Source organism: Stenotrophomonas sp. 22692 (assembly GCF_052045015.1).
Classification (GTDB): Bacteria; Pseudomonadota; Gammaproteobacteria; order Xanthomonadales; family Xanthomonadaceae; genus Stenotrophomonas; species Stenotrophomonas geniculata.
This window is the reverse complement of sequence record NZ_JBQEMR010000018.1, coordinates 44,652-61,830: the sequence shown is the minus strand read 5'-3', so window position 1 is coordinate 61,830 and position 17,179 is coordinate 44,652. Positions and strand designations below refer to the sequence as shown.

14 protein-coding genes are annotated in these 17,179 nt (G+C 63.1%); 11 read left to right on the top strand and 3 right to left on the bottom strand.

The window, feature by feature from the left end:
- The first annotated feature begins 263 nt into the window (after positions 1–263).
- The gene (locus tag ACTJJM_RS13855; protein ID WP_043398812.1) at positions 264–1,253 is read left to right on the top strand and encodes a fumarylacetoacetate hydrolase family protein; all 990 of its coding nucleotides are present in this window, start codon (positions 264–266) and stop codon (positions 1,251–1,253) included.
- A 14-nt stretch (positions 1,254–1,267) separates the two neighbouring features.
- Positions 1,268–1,951, top strand: a complete 684-nt coding sequence (maiA, locus tag ACTJJM_RS13850; protein ID WP_010480627.1) for a maleylacetoacetate isomerase — start codon at positions 1,268–1,270, stop codon at positions 1,949–1,951.
- A 48-nt stretch (positions 1,952–1,999) separates the two neighbouring features.
- Here the strand turns inward: maiA and ACTJJM_RS13845 are convergent, their stop codons facing one another.
- The 3 genes from ACTJJM_RS13845 to ACTJJM_RS13835 all read right to left on the bottom strand — a co-directional run bounded on the left by ACTJJM_RS13845 (position 2,000) and on the right by ACTJJM_RS13835 (position 5,980).
- On the bottom strand, positions 2,000–3,460 hold the full coding sequence (locus ACTJJM_RS13845; protein WP_423165721.1) for a UdgX family uracil-DNA binding protein: 1,461 nt from the start codon (positions 3,458–3,460) through the stop codon (positions 2,000–2,002).
- Complete coding sequence (locus tag ACTJJM_RS13840; RefSeq protein ID WP_126560922.1) at positions 3,441–4,724, bottom strand: putative DNA modification/repair radical SAM protein; 1,284 nt, start codon at positions 4,722–4,724, stop codon at positions 3,441–3,443. The genes ACTJJM_RS13845 and ACTJJM_RS13840 overlap by 20 nt, the downstream gene beginning before the upstream one ends.
- Positions 4,725–4,852: 128 nt before the next feature.
- Positions 4,853–5,980 carry a PilT/PilU family type 4a pilus ATPase gene (locus ACTJJM_RS13835; protein WP_014645840.1) on the bottom strand — a complete coding sequence of 376 codons (1,128 nt, stop codon included), beginning with the start codon at positions 5,978–5,980 and terminating at the stop codon, positions 4,853–4,855.
- 121 nt (positions 5,981–6,101) lie between these two features.
- On the opposite strand from ACTJJM_RS13835, the gene ACTJJM_RS13830 reads away from it, so the two are divergent.
- The 9 genes from ACTJJM_RS13830 to ACTJJM_RS13790 all read left to right on the top strand — a co-directional run bounded on the left by ACTJJM_RS13830 (position 6,102) and on the right by ACTJJM_RS13790 (position 17,161).
- A complete protein-coding gene (locus ACTJJM_RS13830) occupies positions 6,102–6,467 on the top strand; it encodes a DUF4398 domain-containing protein (protein WP_010480631.1) in 366 nt (121 codons plus the stop codon).
- Positions 6,464–7,348 (top strand): hypothetical protein, encoded by an 885-nt coding sequence (locus ACTJJM_RS13825; RefSeq protein ID WP_010480632.1) that lies wholly within the window; start codon positions 6,464–6,466, stop codon positions 7,346–7,348. Before ACTJJM_RS13830 ends, ACTJJM_RS13825 begins: the two co-directional genes overlap by 4 nt.
- A gap of 324 nt (positions 7,349–7,672) precedes the next feature.
- The gene (locus ACTJJM_RS13820) at positions 7,673–7,909 is read left to right on the top strand and encodes a YdcH family protein (RefSeq protein ID WP_005407964.1); all 237 of its coding nucleotides are present in this window, start codon (positions 7,673–7,675) and stop codon (positions 7,907–7,909) included.
- 299 nt (positions 7,910–8,208) lie between these two features.
- Positions 8,209–9,579, top strand: a complete 1,371-nt coding sequence (locus ACTJJM_RS13815) for a pyridoxal-phosphate dependent enzyme (protein ID WP_010480640.1) — start codon at positions 8,209–8,211, stop codon at positions 9,577–9,579.
- 123 nt (positions 9,580–9,702) lie between these two features.
- Positions 9,703–10,878 (top strand): cystathionine gamma-synthase, encoded by a 1,176-nt coding sequence (locus ACTJJM_RS13810; RefSeq protein WP_414610426.1) that lies wholly within the window; start codon positions 9,703–9,705, stop codon positions 10,876–10,878.
- A 77-nt stretch (positions 10,879–10,955) separates the two neighbouring features.
- Positions 10,956–11,786, top strand: a complete 831-nt coding sequence (locus ACTJJM_RS13805; RefSeq protein WP_224328943.1) for an ABC transporter permease — start codon at positions 10,956–10,958, stop codon at positions 11,784–11,786.
- Complete coding sequence (locus ACTJJM_RS13800; RefSeq protein WP_049455377.1) at positions 11,776–13,095, top strand: ABC transporter ATP-binding protein; 1,320 nt, start codon at positions 11,776–11,778, stop codon at positions 13,093–13,095. Before ACTJJM_RS13805 ends, ACTJJM_RS13800 begins: the two co-directional genes overlap by 11 nt.
- A gap of 5 nt (positions 13,096–13,100) precedes the next feature.
- Positions 13,101–15,215, top strand: a complete 2,115-nt coding sequence (locus ACTJJM_RS13795) for a glycosyltransferase (RefSeq protein WP_224329370.1) — start codon at positions 13,101–13,103, stop codon at positions 15,213–15,215.
- 8 nt (positions 15,216–15,223) lie between these two features.
- Complete coding sequence (locus ACTJJM_RS13790) at positions 15,224–17,161, top strand: hypothetical protein (RefSeq protein ID WP_152906431.1); 1,938 nt, start codon at positions 15,224–15,226, stop codon at positions 17,159–17,161.
- Positions 17,162–17,179: the final 18 nt, after the last annotated feature.

The window sequence follows — 17,179 nt, the reverse complement described above, 5'->3', positions numbered from 1 at the left end:
TGCAAGTACGTCCATGTAAGCTCGGTCGCCGCATCCATGCGGCTCACGCCCCTGCAGCCGGACCCACACCGCCCCACCCAACTCACAGGAAACCAGAGCCGCTTTGGCATTTGACGTAGCCCTGGCTTGACGCAGGTGCAGGGCTGCAAGCCCTGCCGACCCCCCACTACGGTAGGGTGGACCGATGCCGCGCTGCAGCTTGGCGCCGCCGCAGATTTGATTACACTTGAAACTTGTTTGCCCACGACTCCGGACACCCACCCATGAAGCTTGGTTCTTTGAAGGAAGGCGGCCGCGACGGCACCCTGATCGTCGTCTCGCGCGACCTGCGCCACGGCGTGCGCGCCACCGGCATTGCCGCCACCCTGCAGCAGGCCCTGGAAGACTGGAGCCACATCGCGCCGCGCCTGAACGCCCTGTATGAATCGCTCAACGCCGGCGACGCCGATGGCGTGTTCGACCTTGACCCGCAGGCACTGGCCGCGCCGATGCCGCGCGCCTATGAGTTCGTCGATGGCAGCGCGTACCTGCCGCACGTCGAACGCGTGCGCCGTGCCCGTGGCGCCGAGGTGCCGGAGAGCTTCTACACCGATCCGCTGATGTACCAGGCCACCAGTGCCGGCTTCCACGGCCCGCGCGATGCGGTCAAGGTGGTCAGCGAGGACTACGGCATCGACCTGGAAGCGGAGATCGTGGTGATCACCGACGACGTGCCGATGGCCGCCACCCCGGAGCAGGCGGCGGGCCATATCCAGCTGGTCGGCCTGGTCAACGATGTCTCGCTGCGCAACCTGATCCCGGGCGAGCTGGCCAAAGGCTTCGGCTTCCTGCAGTCCAAGCCGCGTTCGGCGCTGTCGCCGGTGTTCGTCACCCCGGATGAGCTGGGTGCGGCCTGGCAGGACAGCAAGGTGCACCTGCCGCTGCTGACCCACATCAACGGTAAGTGGTTCGGTGCGCCGGAAGCGGGCGTGGACATGCAGTTCAACTTCGCCGAGCTGGTCGCGCATGCGGCCAAGACCCGTCCGCTGGGCGCCGGCACCATCGTCGGCTCGGGCACCATCGCCAACGAAGACACCAGCAAGGGTGCATCGTGCTTCGCCGAGCAGCGCGTGGTGGAAACTCTGCGCGACGGCAAGCCGAGCACACCGTTCATGTCCTTCGGCGACGTGGTCCGCATCGAGATGCTTGATGCCGCGGGCAACAGCATCTTCGGCGCGATCGAGCAGCGCATCGAACAGGCGGCCAAGCCCTGAGCATGGAGGCGGCGATGGAGATCCTGGTTGACGACGGCCCGGTCGACGACGGCATCGTGCTGTACACCTACTGGCGATCCAGCGCCGCCTACCGCGTGCGCATCGGCCTGGAGCTGAAGGGCCTGGCCTGGGAGGCCCGGCCGGTGCACCTGGTCCGCGAGGGCGGCGAACAACACCTCGACGCCTATCGCACGCTCAATCCACAGCAGCTGGTGCCGACGCTGCTGCATGACGGTCAAGTGCTGACCCAGTCACTGGCGATCGTGGAATACCTGGATGAGCGCTTCCCGCAGGTACCGCTGCTGCCGGCCGACGCCGCCGGCCGCGCGCGGGTGCGGGCGCTGGCCCAGCTGGTGGCCTGCGATATCCATCCGATCAACAACCTGCGGGTGATGCAGTACCTGGAGCGCGACCTGCAGCTGCCGGCCGACGCCCGCGCGCAGTGGACCCTGCACTGGATGGCCGAAGGCTTCCAGGCCATGGAAACGCTGCTGGCCAACAGCGGTGACACAGGCACGTTCTGCCACGGCGATCGTCCGGGCCTGGCCGACCTCTGCCTGCTGCCGCAGCTCTACAACGCACACCGCTTCGGCCTGGACCTGACGCCGTACCCGACCCTGCGCCGCATCGAAGCGGCCTGCCAGGCGCTGGACGCCTTCGACCGCGCCCGCCCGGAAAACCAGCCCGACGCCGCCTGAACCCAAAAAAGGGGACGGAGGGGATTACGTCGTAAATGCATATACGGCTTAATCCCCTCCGTCCCCTTCTTGCAGCAGTTGCGCGAGATCATCGCGGAACAGCGCATAGGCCTGTTCGCGGCGGGCGCCATCGCCCTGCCGCAGCACCCACGCTGGATGCACGGTGGCGTAGCCGCGGGTGCCGTCCTCCAGCGTGTGCCAGCGTCCACGGTCGCGTGACAGATTGACATCACGGCCAAATACCGAGGCTGCCGCGGTTGCGCCGAGGCAGACGATGACCTGCGGCCGCACCCGCGCGATCTCGCCCATCAGCCATGGCCGGCAGGCCTGGATGTGGCGGCTTTCCGGACGCTTGTGCAGCCGGATCTTGCCGCGGCGCTCATGGTGGAAGTGCTTCACCGCATTGGTCAGGTACAGCGTGGCGCGATCGATTCCCAGCTCGGCCAGGGCACGATCCAGCAGCTGGCCGGCCGGGCCGGCGAATGGCTGGCCGCGCAGATCCTCGACGTCGCCCGGCTGCTCGCCGACCACCATGATCGGGGCATCGGCCGGGCCTTCACCGAACACCCCCTGCGTGGCCGCTTCCCACAGCGGGCACTGGCGGCAGGCCAGCGCCTGTTGGCGCAGTGTCTGCAATCCCTTGGCGTCGGCGGCGGGCATTGGCGCCAGCGCCCGCGCAGGTATCTTCCGTTGCGGTGCCTGCGCGGGCCGGTCATGCATTTCCTGCACGCGATCGCCCGCATCGCGCACCAGGCGCGGCAGCAGCTGCGCCTCGGGCAGGTGGCGCCAGTACTTGGCCGGCATCTCCTGCATCATCATCCGGGTATTGAGCCGCGCCGGATTGAAGATGCTGGCGTAATAGGTCTGCCACAGCGCCTCCCGTGCATCCTCTGCCGGGGCGTCCTCGCGCCGTGCGCCGGGGCCGAAGGCCAGCGCTTGTCCATCCCATGCCACGCTGCGTGACGGCGTCAGGATGGCCCAGTGCATGCCGGTGAAGCGGCGCGCGAAAAACGGCGCCACCCGATCGACGATGTGGTGCTGTGGCTCGAACCACGCGATGAACGCCTCGGGCTGGCCGGGCACCTCGCGGAAGCGCACGAACGCCTTCATCTTGTGGGTATCGCGGCGAACGGCCTGGGCGAGCACGGTTGCGCGCAGCACGTCGGCATCGGCGGGATTCGACAGCACCGAGCGCTCGCCATGGGTGATGCGCCACAGCAGCCGGTACAACAGGGCCATGCGCTGCATATCGCGGTGGCACAGGCAGGTGGCCGCCAGTTCAAGGAAGTCGCGCGGTACGTTCGGCACGCCGGCATCGGCCAGCACGGGCGCGGAGCTGACCGCCGGCGCATCCAGCAGTGATGCGTCGCTGCCCTCCAGCCAGTCGAGCTGGTCCGGTGCGATGCCGCGCAACAGGGCTTCGCGGGCACCGTTGCGCCAGGCCTCCAGCGACCACGGCGGGTCCACCCGCAGCGACCAGCGCTGTGCGTCAGGCTGACGGTGGGGCATCGAACAGCGATCCCTGACGGGGCGGTGGGGCCAATTGGGCGCGCAGCGCCGCCGGATCGTCCAGCGCCCTGCGCGGGTGGTGGTCGGCCAGCAGCACGAATGGCAGCAGTTTGCTCATCGGCGCCTTCAGGCGTGCCACATCGGCAACTCGCAGGCGACCGTGGCGGCGCGCCATCAGCACCCGCTTCACATTGCGCACGCCCAGCCCGGGTACGCGCAGCAGCATTTCCTTCGGCGCGCGGTTGAGATCCACGGGGAAGCGTTCTGGGTGGCGGATCGCCCAGGCCATCTTCGGGTCGATGTCCAGATCGAGCATGCCGGCCTGGGTGGTATCGGTGATTTCATCCACGCCATAGCCGTAGAAGCGCAGCAGCCAGTCGGCCTGGTACAGGCGGTGCTCGCGCTGCAGGGGCGGCGGCTGCAGCGGCAGCTGGCGGCTGGCATCCGGAATCGGGCTGAAGGCGGAGTAGTACACCCGGCGCATGCGGTAGTTGCCGTACAGGCTGTCGGCGCTTGCCAGGATCTGCTGGTCGTTGGCGCCGTCCGCGCCGACGATCATCTGCGTGCTCTGCCCGGCCGGTGCGAAGCGGGGAGGGCGCGGACGCGCGCTGCGGGTGGACACCGGCGCGACCACCGCTGGCGCCTTGCGCGCTTCCTTGGCTTCCTCGATGCGCCAGCGCAGCTCGCCCATCGCACCGCGGATCGACTGTACGGTCTTCTCCGGTGCCAGCGCGCTCAGCCCGGCTTCGGTGGGCAGCTCCACGTTGATCGACAGCCGGTCGGCGTAGCGCCCGGCACTGGCCAGCAGTTCCGGCGACGCTTCGGGAATGGTCTTGAGGTGGATGTAACCGGCGTAGCGGTGTTCCTCGCGCAGTTGCCGCGCTACTTCCACCATCTGCTCCATGGTGTAGTCCGCATTGCGGATGATGCCGCTGGAAAGGAACAGGCCCTCGATGTAGTTGCGCTTGTAGAAGTCCAGCGTCAGCGCGACCACCTCGTCCACGCTGAAGCGCGCGCGGGGCACATTGCTGGACACGCGATTCACGCAGTACGCGCAGTCGTAGACGCAGAAGTTGGTCAGCAGGATCTTCAGCAACGAAACGCAACGGCCATCCGGCGTATAGCTGTGGCAGATGCCCATGCCTTCGGTGCTGCCGATGCCGCCGCTGGCGCGTGAGTCGCGCTTGCCCGAGCCGCTGGAGGCGCAGGAGGCATCGTATTTGGCGGCGTCAGCCAGGATGGCAAGCTTGCGGATGGTTTCCATTGCGGAAACCTACGGATCGGCGGTCTCATTGGATGAGACCGCCCCTGAACCCTTCAGAAAAAGGGGACGGAGGGGATTAAGTCGTTTGTGCCATAAACGACTTAATCCCCTCCGTCCCCTTTTCCAGGTCAGAACCCGTGGGTGATGCTCGGCGCGCCCGCCGAGAAATCGGCGTACGGGTCGTGCTCGCCACTGCTGCCTTCGGACAGGCGGAACTTCAGGGCCAGGCCATCGCGCGAGTCGGCCGCGCGCAGTGCTTCCTCCTGCTCGATGATGCCGGCCTTGGCCAGCCGGAACAGGCACTGGTCGAAGCTCTCCATGCCTTCTTCCAGCGAGCCTTCCATTGCTGCCTTGATCTCGTGCACCTGGCCACGACGCAGCAGGTCGCGGATCATCGGCGTGTTGATCAGCACTTCGGTGGCCGGCAGGCGACGGCCTTCCTTGTTCTTCACCAGGCGCTGGCTGATCACCGCACGCAGGTTCAGCGCCAGGTTCATCAGCACGTTCTTGTGCGCGCTTTCCGGGAAGAAGTTGAGGATGCGCTCAATGGTCTGGTCGGCGTTGTTGGAGTGCAGGGTGGCCAGGCACAGGTGGCCGGTCTCGGCGAAAGCGATGGCGGCCTCCATCGTTTCCGCGTCCAGGATCTCGCCGATCAGGATCACGTCCGGCGCTTCACGCATCGCGTTCTTCAGCGCGTTGTGGAAGGCATGGGTGTCCAGCCCGACCTCGCGCTGGTTGACGATCGACATCTTGTGCTTGTGCAGGTACTCGATCGGGTCCTCGATGGTGAGGATGTGACCGGTGGTGGTGCTGTTGCGGTGGTCGATCATCGACGCCAGCGAGGTGGACTTGCCGGAACCGGTGGACCCCACCACCAGCACCAGCCCGCGCGGGGTCATGATGACGTCCTTCAGCACCTGCGGCAGGTTCAGCTCCTCGATGCTCGGGATGCGGCTGCGGATGGCGCGGATGACCATGCCGACCTCGCCCCGCTGCTTGAACACGTTGACGCGGAAGCGCCCGGCATCGGGCAGGGCGATGGCCATGTTGAGCTCCAGCTCGCGCTCGAACTGCGGCACCTGGCCTTCGTCCATCAGCGAGTAGGCGATCTTCTTTACCATGCCCGGCGGCAGGCCGGTGTTGCCCAGCGGATAAAGCTTCCCCTCGATCTTGATGTAGACCGGTGCTCCGGTGGTCAGGAACATGTCCGAAGCGTTCTTTTCGGTCATCAGCTTCAGGAAGTAGCCGATATCCATTGCGAATTTTCCCCAACGAAACGGCCGACGCCCGTTGCCAGCACGGTGTCGGCTTGACGACAATGGCCGTGAACCGACAACCGGTACGGCCTCCCCAATGAAACGACTTAGCTTCGCACGAATGCGCCATGGCCTGTATGTGATGGCGTTTGCATTCGCACTGTCTGCCCCCGCCTGGGCGCAGGACGGCGCACTGGAACTGGCCCAGGCCCGGCAGGCGGTCGACAAGGCCACCCAGGCCGACGCCGACCAGTACGCCCCGGACCTGATCGGGCTGGCCCGGCAGGGGCTGGAGCAGGCCCAGCGTGCTGCCGGCGACCGCCGCGAGCGCAAGAACGCCCCGGCGATCGCCCTGCGCGCCGCCGCCGATGCCGACCTGGCCCGCGTCCGCAGCGAGGAAGCCACCGTGACTGCCCAGCTGCAGCTGCGCCGCAACGAGGTCAACCAGCTGCAACGCCAGCTGTCGACCGGGGAGGACCGCCGGTGAAGCCGATGACTGCCGCAACCCTGGCCGCGCTGCTGGCGCTGCCGCCCCTGGCCGTGGCCGCCGACAACCCGATGGTGGCGCAGCTGAGCCAGCGCCTGATGGCCATCCAGGCCAATCCCGACACCGCTGAGCTGGGCGCCTTCGAGCGCATGCAGGCCCAGCAGGCCATCGCCACCCTGGACAAGGCCAAGCGCCGCGACCAGGAGCTGGCCACCTACCTGGCTGAGCGCCGGGTGGAGATTGCCGAGACCGCCGTGCGTACCGCACTGGCCGCGCGCGAGGTCGACCGCCTGGAGCGGACCCGCAGCGACCTGCTGATCGAGGCCAGCCGCCGCGACGCCGCCCGCGCCCGCCAGGAAGCCGAGCAGCTGCGCATGCAGGCGCAGATGCAGGCGGAGGAGGCCGAGCGCCTGCGCCAGGCCGCCGAGGCCGAAACCCTGGCCCGCCAGGACGCCGAGAACGCCCTGACCAGCGTGGCCGGCAAGCAGCAGCAGCGCCTCAGCGCTGCCCAGCAGAACGCCGCCAAGCTGGCCCGCGAGGAAGCCGAGCTGGTGTCCGGTCAGAAACTGCCGGCCTCGAAGTTCGATGGTCGCGGCGAAGTCTTCACCTTCCGTGGTGACGCGTTCACCGCCGGCGCCTCCAGCCTGTCCGGCGGGGCCCGCAACCAGGCCAAGGCACTGGCCGAATACCTGAACATCGGCAAGAAGGGCCGCCTGCGCATCGAGGCCTACGACAACGCGAACGGCGTGGGCCAGAAGCGTGCCGAAGCGCTGCGCGATGCCCTGGTCGCGGCCGGTGTCGCCAGCAACCGGATCCAGCTCGCTGGCAAGAAGGCGGCCTCCACCCAGGCGCGTTCGGCCGAGGTCATCATCGCCCCGTAATTGCTTGATATTGTTTGTTTTTCGTTGCGATGAGCATTCAGCCTGAACCCCGCCCCGGCGGGGTTCGGTCTTTTTGCCGCAGGGGTCTTGTTCCCCGCCTTGAGCAGGCGTAGGGTCAATCGTCCGGGACGCAATGCCGCGGACCGGACGATGGGAGGGCCGGGCCGATGCAAACTGGGCGCGAACCGCAGCGAATCGACGTGCGCAGGCCAGTGCCGCAGGTCGTTGCAGGCGTCCAGGTGGCCATCGACCGGCGCTCCTCCATGAACAACGCCCCGTGCCTTGCGGCCGGGGCGTTCGTGTATCTGTCGAAGGAGGTCCATCATGTTTGAAGATCAGCCCCAGAGCGAGATCGACGCCCGTCGCGCGCGTGATCCGGAGTTCAGGGCACTCCATGACCAGCACCGCAAGTTGAACAAGAAGTGCATGGACGCGGAGTTGGGTGTACTCCCGATCGATGATGTCACCCTGGGTCGCATGAAGCGCGAGAAGCTGCTGGCCAAGCAACGACTTCTGCGAATGTACGAAACACCGCTCCCAACGACGTCCCCCACGCTTTGAAGCACCCCGTCACGCCCGGAACGGCGTGACCCGGCCATCGATGGCCCGCCGGGCGCTTCTGCCCCGGCATCGCGGCACCGCCGATGAGGCGGCCGCGCCAAGGCACCACAAGCGGTGGTGCCTTGGCCTGCAGGCACAACTCACCGGTGCGGGCGGTACCGGTCTCCTCGTCGATCCGGGGCCGTCCGCATCTCTTTTTTACGGCGGGCACGCCGCTGCCGCAGCGACCTGACTTTCATCGCCATCCGTCGGATAATCATCGGTCCGGCCCTGCGTGGCGCGAACCGAAAGTCCTCCGAATGCCCATCCATTCTTCCGTCCTCGAACTCATCGGCCAGACCCCGATCGTCAAGGCCCAGCGCCTGGACACCGGCGTCTGCGAGCTCTACCTGAAGCTGGAGAGCGCCAACCCGGGCGGATCGATCAAGGATCGCATCGGCCTGTCGATGATCGAAGCGGCGGAGAAGCGCGGCGACCTGAAGCCCGGCGCGACCCTGGTCGAGGGCACCGCAGGCAACACCGGCCTGGGCCTGGCCCTGGTGGCTCAGCAGAAGGGCTATAAGCTGATCCTGGTCGTTCCCGACAAGATGAGCCGGGAAAAGATCTTCAACCTGAAGGCGATGGGCGCTGAAGTGCGTCTGACCCGCTCGGACGTGGCCAAGGGCCACCCCGAGTACTACCAGGATCTGGCCAAGACCATCGCCGAGCAGACCCCGGGCGCGTACTTCATCAACCAGTTCGGCAACCCGGACAATCCGGCCGCGCATGAATTCGGTACCGGCCCGGAGATCCTGGAGCAGATGGGCGGCGACCTCGATGCCATCGTATTCGGCTGTGGCAGCTCCGGCACCATGACCGGCCTGTCGCGCGCCTTCGCCAAACTGTCGCCGAAGACCGAGCTGGTGCTGGCCGACCCGGTTGGCTCGATCCTGGCCGAGTACATCAACGACGGCAATCTGAACGACAAGTCGGGCAGCTGGCTGGTGGAGGGCATCGGCGAGGACTTCCTGCCGTCGATTTCCGATTTCAGTCGGGTGAAGAAGGCCTATGCCATCACCGATGCGGAGAGCTTCCACACCGCGCGCGAGCTGCTGGGCAAGGAAGGCATCCTGGGCGGCTCGTCCACTGGCACCCTGCTGGCGGCGGCACTGAAGTACTGCAAGGAGCAGACCACGCCGAAGAGGGTGCTGGTACTGGTCTGCGACACCGGCAACAAGTACCTGTCGAAGATGTACAACGACTACTGGATGCTGGACAACGGCTTCCTGCAGCGCCCGCAGCACGGCGACCTGCGCGACCTGATCCTGCGCCCGTACGGCCAGCGCGACACTGTCGTGATCGGACCGAACGACCTGCTGACCACCGCCTACCAGCGCATGAAGCTGTACGACGTCTCGCAGCTGCCGGTGATGGACGGCGACCAGCTGGTCGGCATCGTCGACGAAAGCGACGTGCTGCTGCATGTGTATGGCGATGAGGCACGTTTCCGCGACACCGTCGCCACCGCGATGGTCAGCAAGCTGGACCGGCTGGACGTGAAGTCGCCGATCGAGGCGCTGTTGCCGGTGTTCGACCGCGGCCAGGTGGCGATCGTGATGGACGGCGACACTTTCCTGGGCCTGATCACCCGTATCGACCTGCTGAACTATCTGCGCCGTCGCGTGCAGTAAGCCGCTGATCGCAGACGTTCGCTGCTGAATCCCGGTTTATCCGCGTCAAAGGTCGTTAAGGCCGCGCTGGTAGACTTCCGCACCTTCGATGGCGCCGCGTGTCGGCGCCCCTCAGGAAAGAACATGTCCAACGCTACTTCCCAGGATCGCGCCCTGGCCCTGGCCACGCTGGCCATCCACGGCGGTCAGTCGCCCGATCCCAGCACCGGCGCGGTGATGCCACCGATCTACGCCACCTCGACCTATGCCCAGTCCAGCCCGGGCGAGCACCAGGGCTTCGAGTACTCGCGTACCCACAACCCGACCCGCTTCGCCTATGAGCGGTGCGTGGCGTCGCTGGAAGGCGGTACCCGTGGCTTCGCCTTCGCTTCGGGCATGGCGGCCAGCTCGACCGTGATCGAGCTGCTGGACGCCGGCAGCCACGTGGTGGCGATGGACGACATCTACGGCGGCAGCTTCCGCCTGTTCGAGCGCGTGCGTCGCCGCACCGCCGGGCTGGACTTCAGCTTCGTCGACTTGACCGATCTGGCGGCGTTTGAAGCCTCCATCACGTCGAAGACGAAGATGGTCTGGATCGAGACCCCGACCAACCCGATGCTGAAGATCGTGGACATCGCTGCGGTGGCCGCCATCGCCAAGCGCCACGGCCTGATCGTGGTGGTCGACAACACCTTCGCTTCGCCGATGCTGCAGCGCCCGCTGGAGCTGGGCGCGGACCTGGTGCTGCACTCGGCCACCAAGTACCTCAATGGCCACTCGGACATGGTCGGTGGCATGGTCGTGGTCGGCGACAACGCCGAACTGGCCGAGCAGATGGCCTTCCTGCAGAACTCGGTGGGGGGCGTGCAGGGCCCGTTCGACAGCTTCCTGGCCCTGCGTGGCCTGAAGACCCTGCCGCTGCGCATGAAGGCGCACTGCGCCAACGCGCTGGCCCTGGCCCAGTGGCTGGAAAAGCATCCGGCGGTGGAAAAGGTGATCTACCCGGGCCTGCCGTCGCACCCGCAGCATGAGCTGGCGACCCGCCAGATGGGCGGCTACGGCGGCATCGTCTCGATCGTCCTCAAGGGCGGTTTCGAGGCGGCCAAGCGCTTCTGCGAGAAGACCGAGCTGTTCACCCTGGCCGAGTCGCTGGGTGGCGTGGAAAGCCTGGTCAACCACCCGGCGGTGATGACGCACGCTTCGATTCCCGTGGCACGCCGCGAACAGCTGGGCATCAGTGATGCGCTGGTAAGGCTGAGCGTGGGCGTGGAGGATCTGGGGGATCTGCAGGTGGATCTGGAACGGGCGCTGGGCGGCTGACCGAGGTCGCGGCCCAGCGCTCTATCGACCTGTCCACCAAAAGGGGCAGGCAAGGCATGAACCCAGGAAGTCCAAGCATGTTCAACTCTAATCAAGCGATGAGCATGGCGCCGATCACGGCGCTGCGCTCCATCTTCCACTATCGAACGCTGATCCTGGAGATGGTGAAGCGGGAAGTGATCGGGCGCTATCGTGGATCGGTCATGGGGCTCTTGTGGTCGTTCTTTACCCCTGTGCTCATGCTGGTTGTGTACACCTTTGTCTTCAGCGTTGTGTTTCGTGCGCGTTGGGCTGGGGGGTCTGGCTCCAAAACTGAGTTCGCGGTGGTTCTGTTCGTGGGCATGATGATCTTCGGGCTGTTCTCTGAATGCATCAATCGGGCGCCGTCGCTCATCCTGTCCAATGCGAACTACGTGAAAAAGGTGATCTTCCCCCTGGAGATTCTCCCGGTGGTGTCGTTGGGTGCGGCGCTGTTCCACTTTGCCATCAGCATGGTGGTCTGGGTGCTGTTCTACCTGATCCTGTTTGGTATCCCATCGATCCAGGCGCTTTGGCTGCCGATCGTGATGGTGCCGCTGCTGATCCTGTGCGTTGGTGTGTCATGGTTTCTTGCGTCGCTGGGGGTCTATCTGCGTGACGTCGGCCAGGTGATCGTGGTCGTCACGACCGCGCTCATGTTCATGTCGCCCGTGTTCTTCCCGGCAGTCGCGATGCCGGAGGAGTTCCGGCCCTATCTGTACATCAGCCCGATCACTTACTTCATTGAACAGTCCCGCGAGCTCCTCATCTGGCACGGCGGCATGCATTGGGGCATGTGGCTGAAGATGCTGGGTGTTTCCATTGTGGTCGCAGTACTGGGCTTTGCATGGTTCCAGAAGACCAGAAAGGGTTTTGCCGATGTCATCTGAAAACGCCATTGAGGTTGAGAGCCTCAGCAAGTGCTACCAGATTTACGACAAGCCCCGCGACCGGTTGATGCAGATGCTGCTGGGAAATGACGAGCGGCGTTTCTATCGAGAGTTCTGGGCCCTTCGTGATGTGTCGTTCAAGATTCCCAAGGGGCAGGTGTACGGCATCCTTGGCAAGAACGGCGCGGGCAAATCGACGCTGCTGCAGATCATCTGCGGTACCTTGGCGGCGACGTCCGGCGAGGCTAGGGTCGCTGGTCGCGTCTCGGCTCTGCTGGAGCTCGGCTCGGGGTTCAATCCCGAGTTCACGGGTATCGAAAACATCTACATGAACGCCCAGCTGCTGGGCCTGACTCGCAAGGAAGTTGACGGTAAGCTGGACAAGATCATCAGCTTTGCCGACATCGGCGATCATGTCAGCCAGCCGGTCAAGACTTATTCGAGCGGCATGTTCGCGCGACTGGCGTTTTCTGTAGCCATCCATGTCGATCCAGACATCCTCATTGTTGATGAGACGCTCAGCGTTGGTGACGCGTGGTTCCAGCACAAGAGCATGGCGCGAATGCGCAAGCTCATGGAAAGCGGTTGCACCGTGCTCTTCGTCAGTCACTCCATCGACGCAGTGCGGGCACTTTGTGATTACGCCATCTGGATCGATGGTGGCACCCTCAAGATGCAGGGAAATGTCACCGAGGTGACCAATGCCTACATGAATGATGTGTTCGTCGAGCACAACCGACTCATCTTGGAAGCGAGCCAGGGGGGGATCCATGACGAGCCTGGCAGCGTAGCAATGGCCACCCCTACTACGTCTGGGCCGGCCGACCAGGCGGGGGATGACATGATCGACGCCGAGGAGGTCACAGCCCGCACTGTGCTCAACGTTCAGGCAGTCCAGCTCCTGAATACGGACGGACAACCAACAGACCAGATTGAACAGCGCGACCAGCTTACATTGGCCATCGATGTCAAGTTCTACAAGGCATTGAAGAACGTCAGCATCGGATTCCTCATCAAGGACCAGTTCGGCCAGGAATTGACGGGCGAGAGTATCTTCAACAGCTTCCGTAAGGGAGTAGAGGTATATGCGGGGCAGCTGTTGCAGGTCAGATTCAGAGGGGCGAATTTGCTGAGAGGAGGGCAATCCTACTCCATTGCCATTCGCATCAATCAGGTCAGCCATTGGGACCGAAGCGATAACGTCGTCATATATGCCGACGAACTGGCCGCGGTCTTTGATGTGCGGACAGACAAAGATGAACCCATGTGGTTCAAGTTCAGAATGCCATTCAAGGTGGAATGCAAGTGAATCGTATGGAAGTCAGCGTAGTTTTGAACTTGCACCGGGAAGCACTTCTTCTGACACCAACGTTGCTCTCGCTTGACGCGTGCGCTCGCGAGGCCCAGGCTGCAGGTATCTCCGTGGAGCTCATTGCGGTATTTGACCGCACGGATGATGCTACCCGGGACGCGTTTAATGCGCAGCCTATGGGAGGGTTTGATCGCATCGAGACGTTGGAAGTGGATGTAGGCTCACTTGGCCTAGCTCGAAATGCGGGAATCGAGCGTGCGACCGGCGAATACATCTGGACCTCCGATTCCGATGACATCGTGTCATCCAACTCGATCGTTGCCCTGCTGCAGACCGCCCGGAGACACCCCAACCCCAAGGTGGTCGTCTTCATCGAATACCTCTGCGCATTCGGTGACCGCTACCACAATGTTCGCTACTTCGATTCAAGGTACCTCACTGCGGGGGATTTTGCGTTTCAGCATCCCTACATTTCTCGAATCTTTGTGCCAAGGGCTGCCTTTGACAGACTTCGTTACGGCGACTTGCGCGTCGCATCGGGATTCGCCTACGAAGATTGGGATTTCAACTGCAATCTGCGTGCAGATGGCTACGATATGGTTGTCGCGCCGGAGACAGTCATCTTCTACCGCCAGCGCAATGGCAGTCTGCTGAGACAGGCTGACGCTGCTTCCTCGCGCCTGATTCCTCACGGCCCATTGTTTGATCGCAGGACTTTCTTGGGCGACATGCAGCGTTCGCGCGCGGGGGACTGGGCCAGGCTCTGCCGAGAGCGCCAGAAAATATTCTTGGCGGACAACACGCAGTTGTTCACCTCATCGCCGAAGATGATGGGATACCTGAATGACGCCGTCGAACTGGAGCCGGAAATCGAGCCGTACAGGGTCGAGACAGCGGGCAGCTACAGCCCCATGCCTTGGAACCCGGCGCATTGGGGAATGCAGCTGGAGAGCCTTTATCGAATGATTGGAGATGGGCCCTTCACTGACATCGTGCTGTTGCCTTGGCTGCGGCCAGGAGGGGGGGAGAAGTACATTCTGCAGATTTTGGACGAGATTTCAGCGCAGGAGCCCGATTCGCGTTTCCTGGTTGTAGCGGGCGAATCCGTACCTCGGCATGAGTGGGTGGCACGCCTCCCTTCCGGAAGCGTGTTCATCGACATTTGCAATGCCTTCCCCTCGCTTGATGCGGGCGACCGCGATGCATTGCTCATCCGCGCATTGTTGGCGGTTTCCTCCGTTCGCGCCCGTCTACATGTGAAATCGTCGGGTTTTGCCCACCGCCTTCTGGATTCCTTCGCCCCGGTCATGAGCGCCAGCTTCCGCATTGTGTACTACCGGTTCTGCGACGGAACGTATAGTTGGGGCCGGAAGGTGCGGCGCGGGCCTTGGGGAATCGAGGTGATGAGAAAGCACCTTCGAGGATTCTGGAAAGTCGTGACAGACTGTCAGGCAACCCTGTCCGAAGATCAGCGTTTCCTTGGGCCGCTTCCCAGTTACGAGGTGGTCTATGCGGAATGCGACACGCCGCGAGCGGTTGAGTCGCAGCGTATCCCCACCAAGCGCCTCCTTTGGGCTTCACGGGTAGACCCGCAGAAGCGGCCGGAGCGGTTGGCTCAAATTGCGAGTGCCCTGAGCGATGCAGGTATCGAGGTGGAAATTGATGCGTATGGTTCGGCAGATCCGGGCGTGGACGCAAAGATGATTTTCAACGGTGGCAAGAATGTTCGCTATCGAGGGGGGTTCTCAGTCGTGTCGGATTTGCCTCTCGAAAAGTACGATGCATTCATCTATACAAGTGACTTTGATGGTCTTCCGAACATCCTGCTCGAAATGCTGGGCGCTGGATTGCCTGTGATCGCACCGGATGTTGGTGGGATTCGTGAGGCTGTCATCAATGGCGTCACTGGCAAATTGGTGAGCGGAGCTGATGAGGAATCGCTTGTCGTCGCATACGTCGATGCTGTGAAGGATATATATGGCGATTGGAGTGCCACGCTTCATGCGGGGCTTCGGGCGCGTGAACTGGTTCTGACCCAGCATGGGCCAGCTCAATTCTCTGAAAGAGTAGCCGAGGTCCTTGAACTCGCTCGTTTGAACTCCAGCAAGGCTTCTTGATGTCAATAATGTACTTCTACGCTGACGCAGAGAGTATTGATGTTCTGCGTTCTGGTCGCTCCAAGGCGCTGATGCTTGGCAGCGACTTTGGCTACGGCAATTTCGGTGATGTGCTCCAGCACGTTGGAGCTCTGTCTCGCCTGCGGGAAACCTCGGCTTTGGAGCTGGTTTCGATCTTCGCGTTGGAGGCGATCTCCAGGTTTGTCGCGGTCGACGCACTCAGGAAGATCTACAGAGTCAATGCGTTGATGTTTGTCGCCTCTCAACCTCTCCGGGCTGACGATTTGACCCGCTTGGGCCTTCAGCAGGTGCTTGTCGTCAACAATGTTGCAATGCTTCATCTCTACGGTGGGGGCTTCCTCAATGAAATGTGGGGGGACTTCTCCCTGGATATTGCCGAAAGCCTGCTTCAGAAGCTTCCCAGTGCCATCTACGTTATTTCCGGGCAGCAGGTGGCCGCTGGCTATTCAGGTCGAGTCGTCGAGCACATCGCCAAATACAAGCCCGCTTTGGTCGGTGTGCGTGATCGTGACTCGCTGCGCAACGTTCAGGAGCATGGCGCTACTGCCGAGTTCTCCTTCGACGATGCGGTTGAGCAACTTCTGTCGCTGTCCAGACTGTTTCAGATACGTCGAGGTGCTGGCGCATTCCTACATCTGAACTCCTCCGGATACACCGGCAATGACACTGCGCTGCTGGAAATGACCCGACACCTTTCGCTTGTGACGCAGCGAGTGGGCTCGTCGGAGCAGGCGGTTCTCTTCCAAGCATTCCAGGACGGCCGTGAAGAAGTGGTTGATTCGCTTGAGACCGTCAAGCGGCTTGAGCGGGCTTTCCCGTTCGCAAGTGTGCAGACGGCATTGCTGGTCGAGGCAATTCTGGCTCCTCCCGGGAAATGGTCGCCGCGTGTACTTCAGGGTGAATTTGGCTACTCCTGCTCTTACCACGTCACCATGTGGTTGCAGCTCAATGGTATTCCCTGCTGGTTGCGTGGCAGCAATAGCTACTATGACCAGAAGCGCCGTTCATTGGGAGTGGAGGGTGACTTCGAATCGTTCTTGGAAACTCTGCCATGCGTCGACCATGGAGAGAATCTCGACGCGCGTGTTCAATGGCATGCCAAACTAGATGCCGTGGTTGACGCTGCGGGTCGCGCTCAGAATAGCGTAACGTGGGATCCAGCTTCCGGTGAAGGGAGAGTATTCCATTTCAAAGGAGAACCCCGCCTTGAAACGCGGCTTGGCGATAGTTGGAGGACGGTCAGTCAGCTGCTGGAAGAGAGAGGAACATTGTCTGAGAGTCGGACGTCGCTGGCTACTGAGAAGCAGGCCATGTTTGAGCGGCTCGAAGAGGTGGAAACCAGATTCGACCAAGTAAGCCTAACGCTTCGGAAAGTGGAGCGGGAGCGCGATGAGCTGTCCCTGCAATTGCAGAGCACCAATGAACGCTGCGAGTCCTTGGATCTGCAATTGCATGAGGCCAATGTTGCCGCAGCAGAAGCCACTGATCGGCTTAAACTACTGTTTGACGACGCTCTGTCGGCGGGAGCGCGTGTCGGCTCTCTGGGTGCCGTCCGGGATTACTGGCAGGAGCGACGGTTCGAAATCGAGGATCGGTTGTTGGCCTGCAATGAGCGGCTGACCGAGGTGGGCTTCGACGCCGGGCGATACCGAAAGCAGGCTGAATCCGAGCATGATGCACGCGTCTATCATATGGAGCGGGCCCAAGCGGCCACCAACTTGCTAAAGGAAATGATGGCAAGCCGCTCGTGGCGCTGGACGTCGCCGCTTCGGGTAGTCAATCGATTCGCTAGAACGCGGCGATTTGATGCGGCGGGCAACGTGGGTCTGTTCGAAATCCTACGTCTTGCAGGGATGCGAATGCCGGTTCCCCAGAGCATGAAATCTCGCTTAGGGAGTTGGCTGAGGAGCTTGCGCCGGCGTTGATGGTGGCTTAGTCGCACT

Excerpts from the sequence above, each read along its gene's own strand:
- ACTJJM_RS13855 (WP_043398812.1), top strand. The coding sequence starts at position 264 with ATGAAGCTTGGTTCTTTGAAGGAAGGCGGCCGCGACGGCACCCTGATC.
- maiA (WP_010480627.1), top strand. The coding sequence starts at position 1,268 with ATGGAGATCCTGGTTGACGACGGCCCGGTCGACGACGGCATCGTGCTG.
- ACTJJM_RS13845 (WP_423165721.1), bottom strand. The coding sequence starts at position 3,460 with ATGCCCCACCGTCAGCCTGACGCACAGCGCTGGTCGCTGCGGGTGGAC.
- ACTJJM_RS13840 (WP_126560922.1), bottom strand. The coding sequence starts at position 4,724 with ATGGAAACCATCCGCAAGCTTGCCATCCTGGCTGACGCCGCCAAATAC.
- ACTJJM_RS13835 (WP_014645840.1), bottom strand. The coding sequence starts at position 5,980 with ATGGATATCGGCTACTTCCTGAAGCTGATGACCGAAAAGAACGCTTCG.
- ACTJJM_RS13830 (WP_010480631.1), top strand. The coding sequence starts at position 6,102 with ATGCGCCATGGCCTGTATGTGATGGCGTTTGCATTCGCACTGTCTGCC.
- ACTJJM_RS13820 (WP_005407964.1), top strand. The coding sequence starts at position 7,673 with ATGTTTGAAGATCAGCCCCAGAGCGAGATCGACGCCCGTCGCGCGCGT.
- ACTJJM_RS13815 (WP_010480640.1), top strand. The coding sequence starts at position 8,209 with ATGCCCATCCATTCTTCCGTCCTCGAACTCATCGGCCAGACCCCGATC.
- ACTJJM_RS13810 (WP_414610426.1), top strand. The coding sequence starts at position 9,703 with ATGTCCAACGCTACTTCCCAGGATCGCGCCCTGGCCCTGGCCACGCTG.
- ACTJJM_RS13805 (WP_224328943.1), top strand. The coding sequence starts at position 10,956 with ATGTTCAACTCTAATCAAGCGATGAGCATGGCGCCGATCACGGCGCTG.
- ACTJJM_RS13800 (WP_049455377.1), top strand. The coding sequence starts at position 11,776 with ATGTCATCTGAAAACGCCATTGAGGTTGAGAGCCTCAGCAAGTGCTAC.
- ACTJJM_RS13795 (WP_224329370.1), top strand. The coding sequence starts at position 13,101 with ATGGAAGTCAGCGTAGTTTTGAACTTGCACCGGGAAGCACTTCTTCTG.
- ACTJJM_RS13790 (WP_152906431.1), top strand. The coding sequence starts at position 15,224 with ATGTACTTCTACGCTGACGCAGAGAGTATTGATGTTCTGCGTTCTGGT.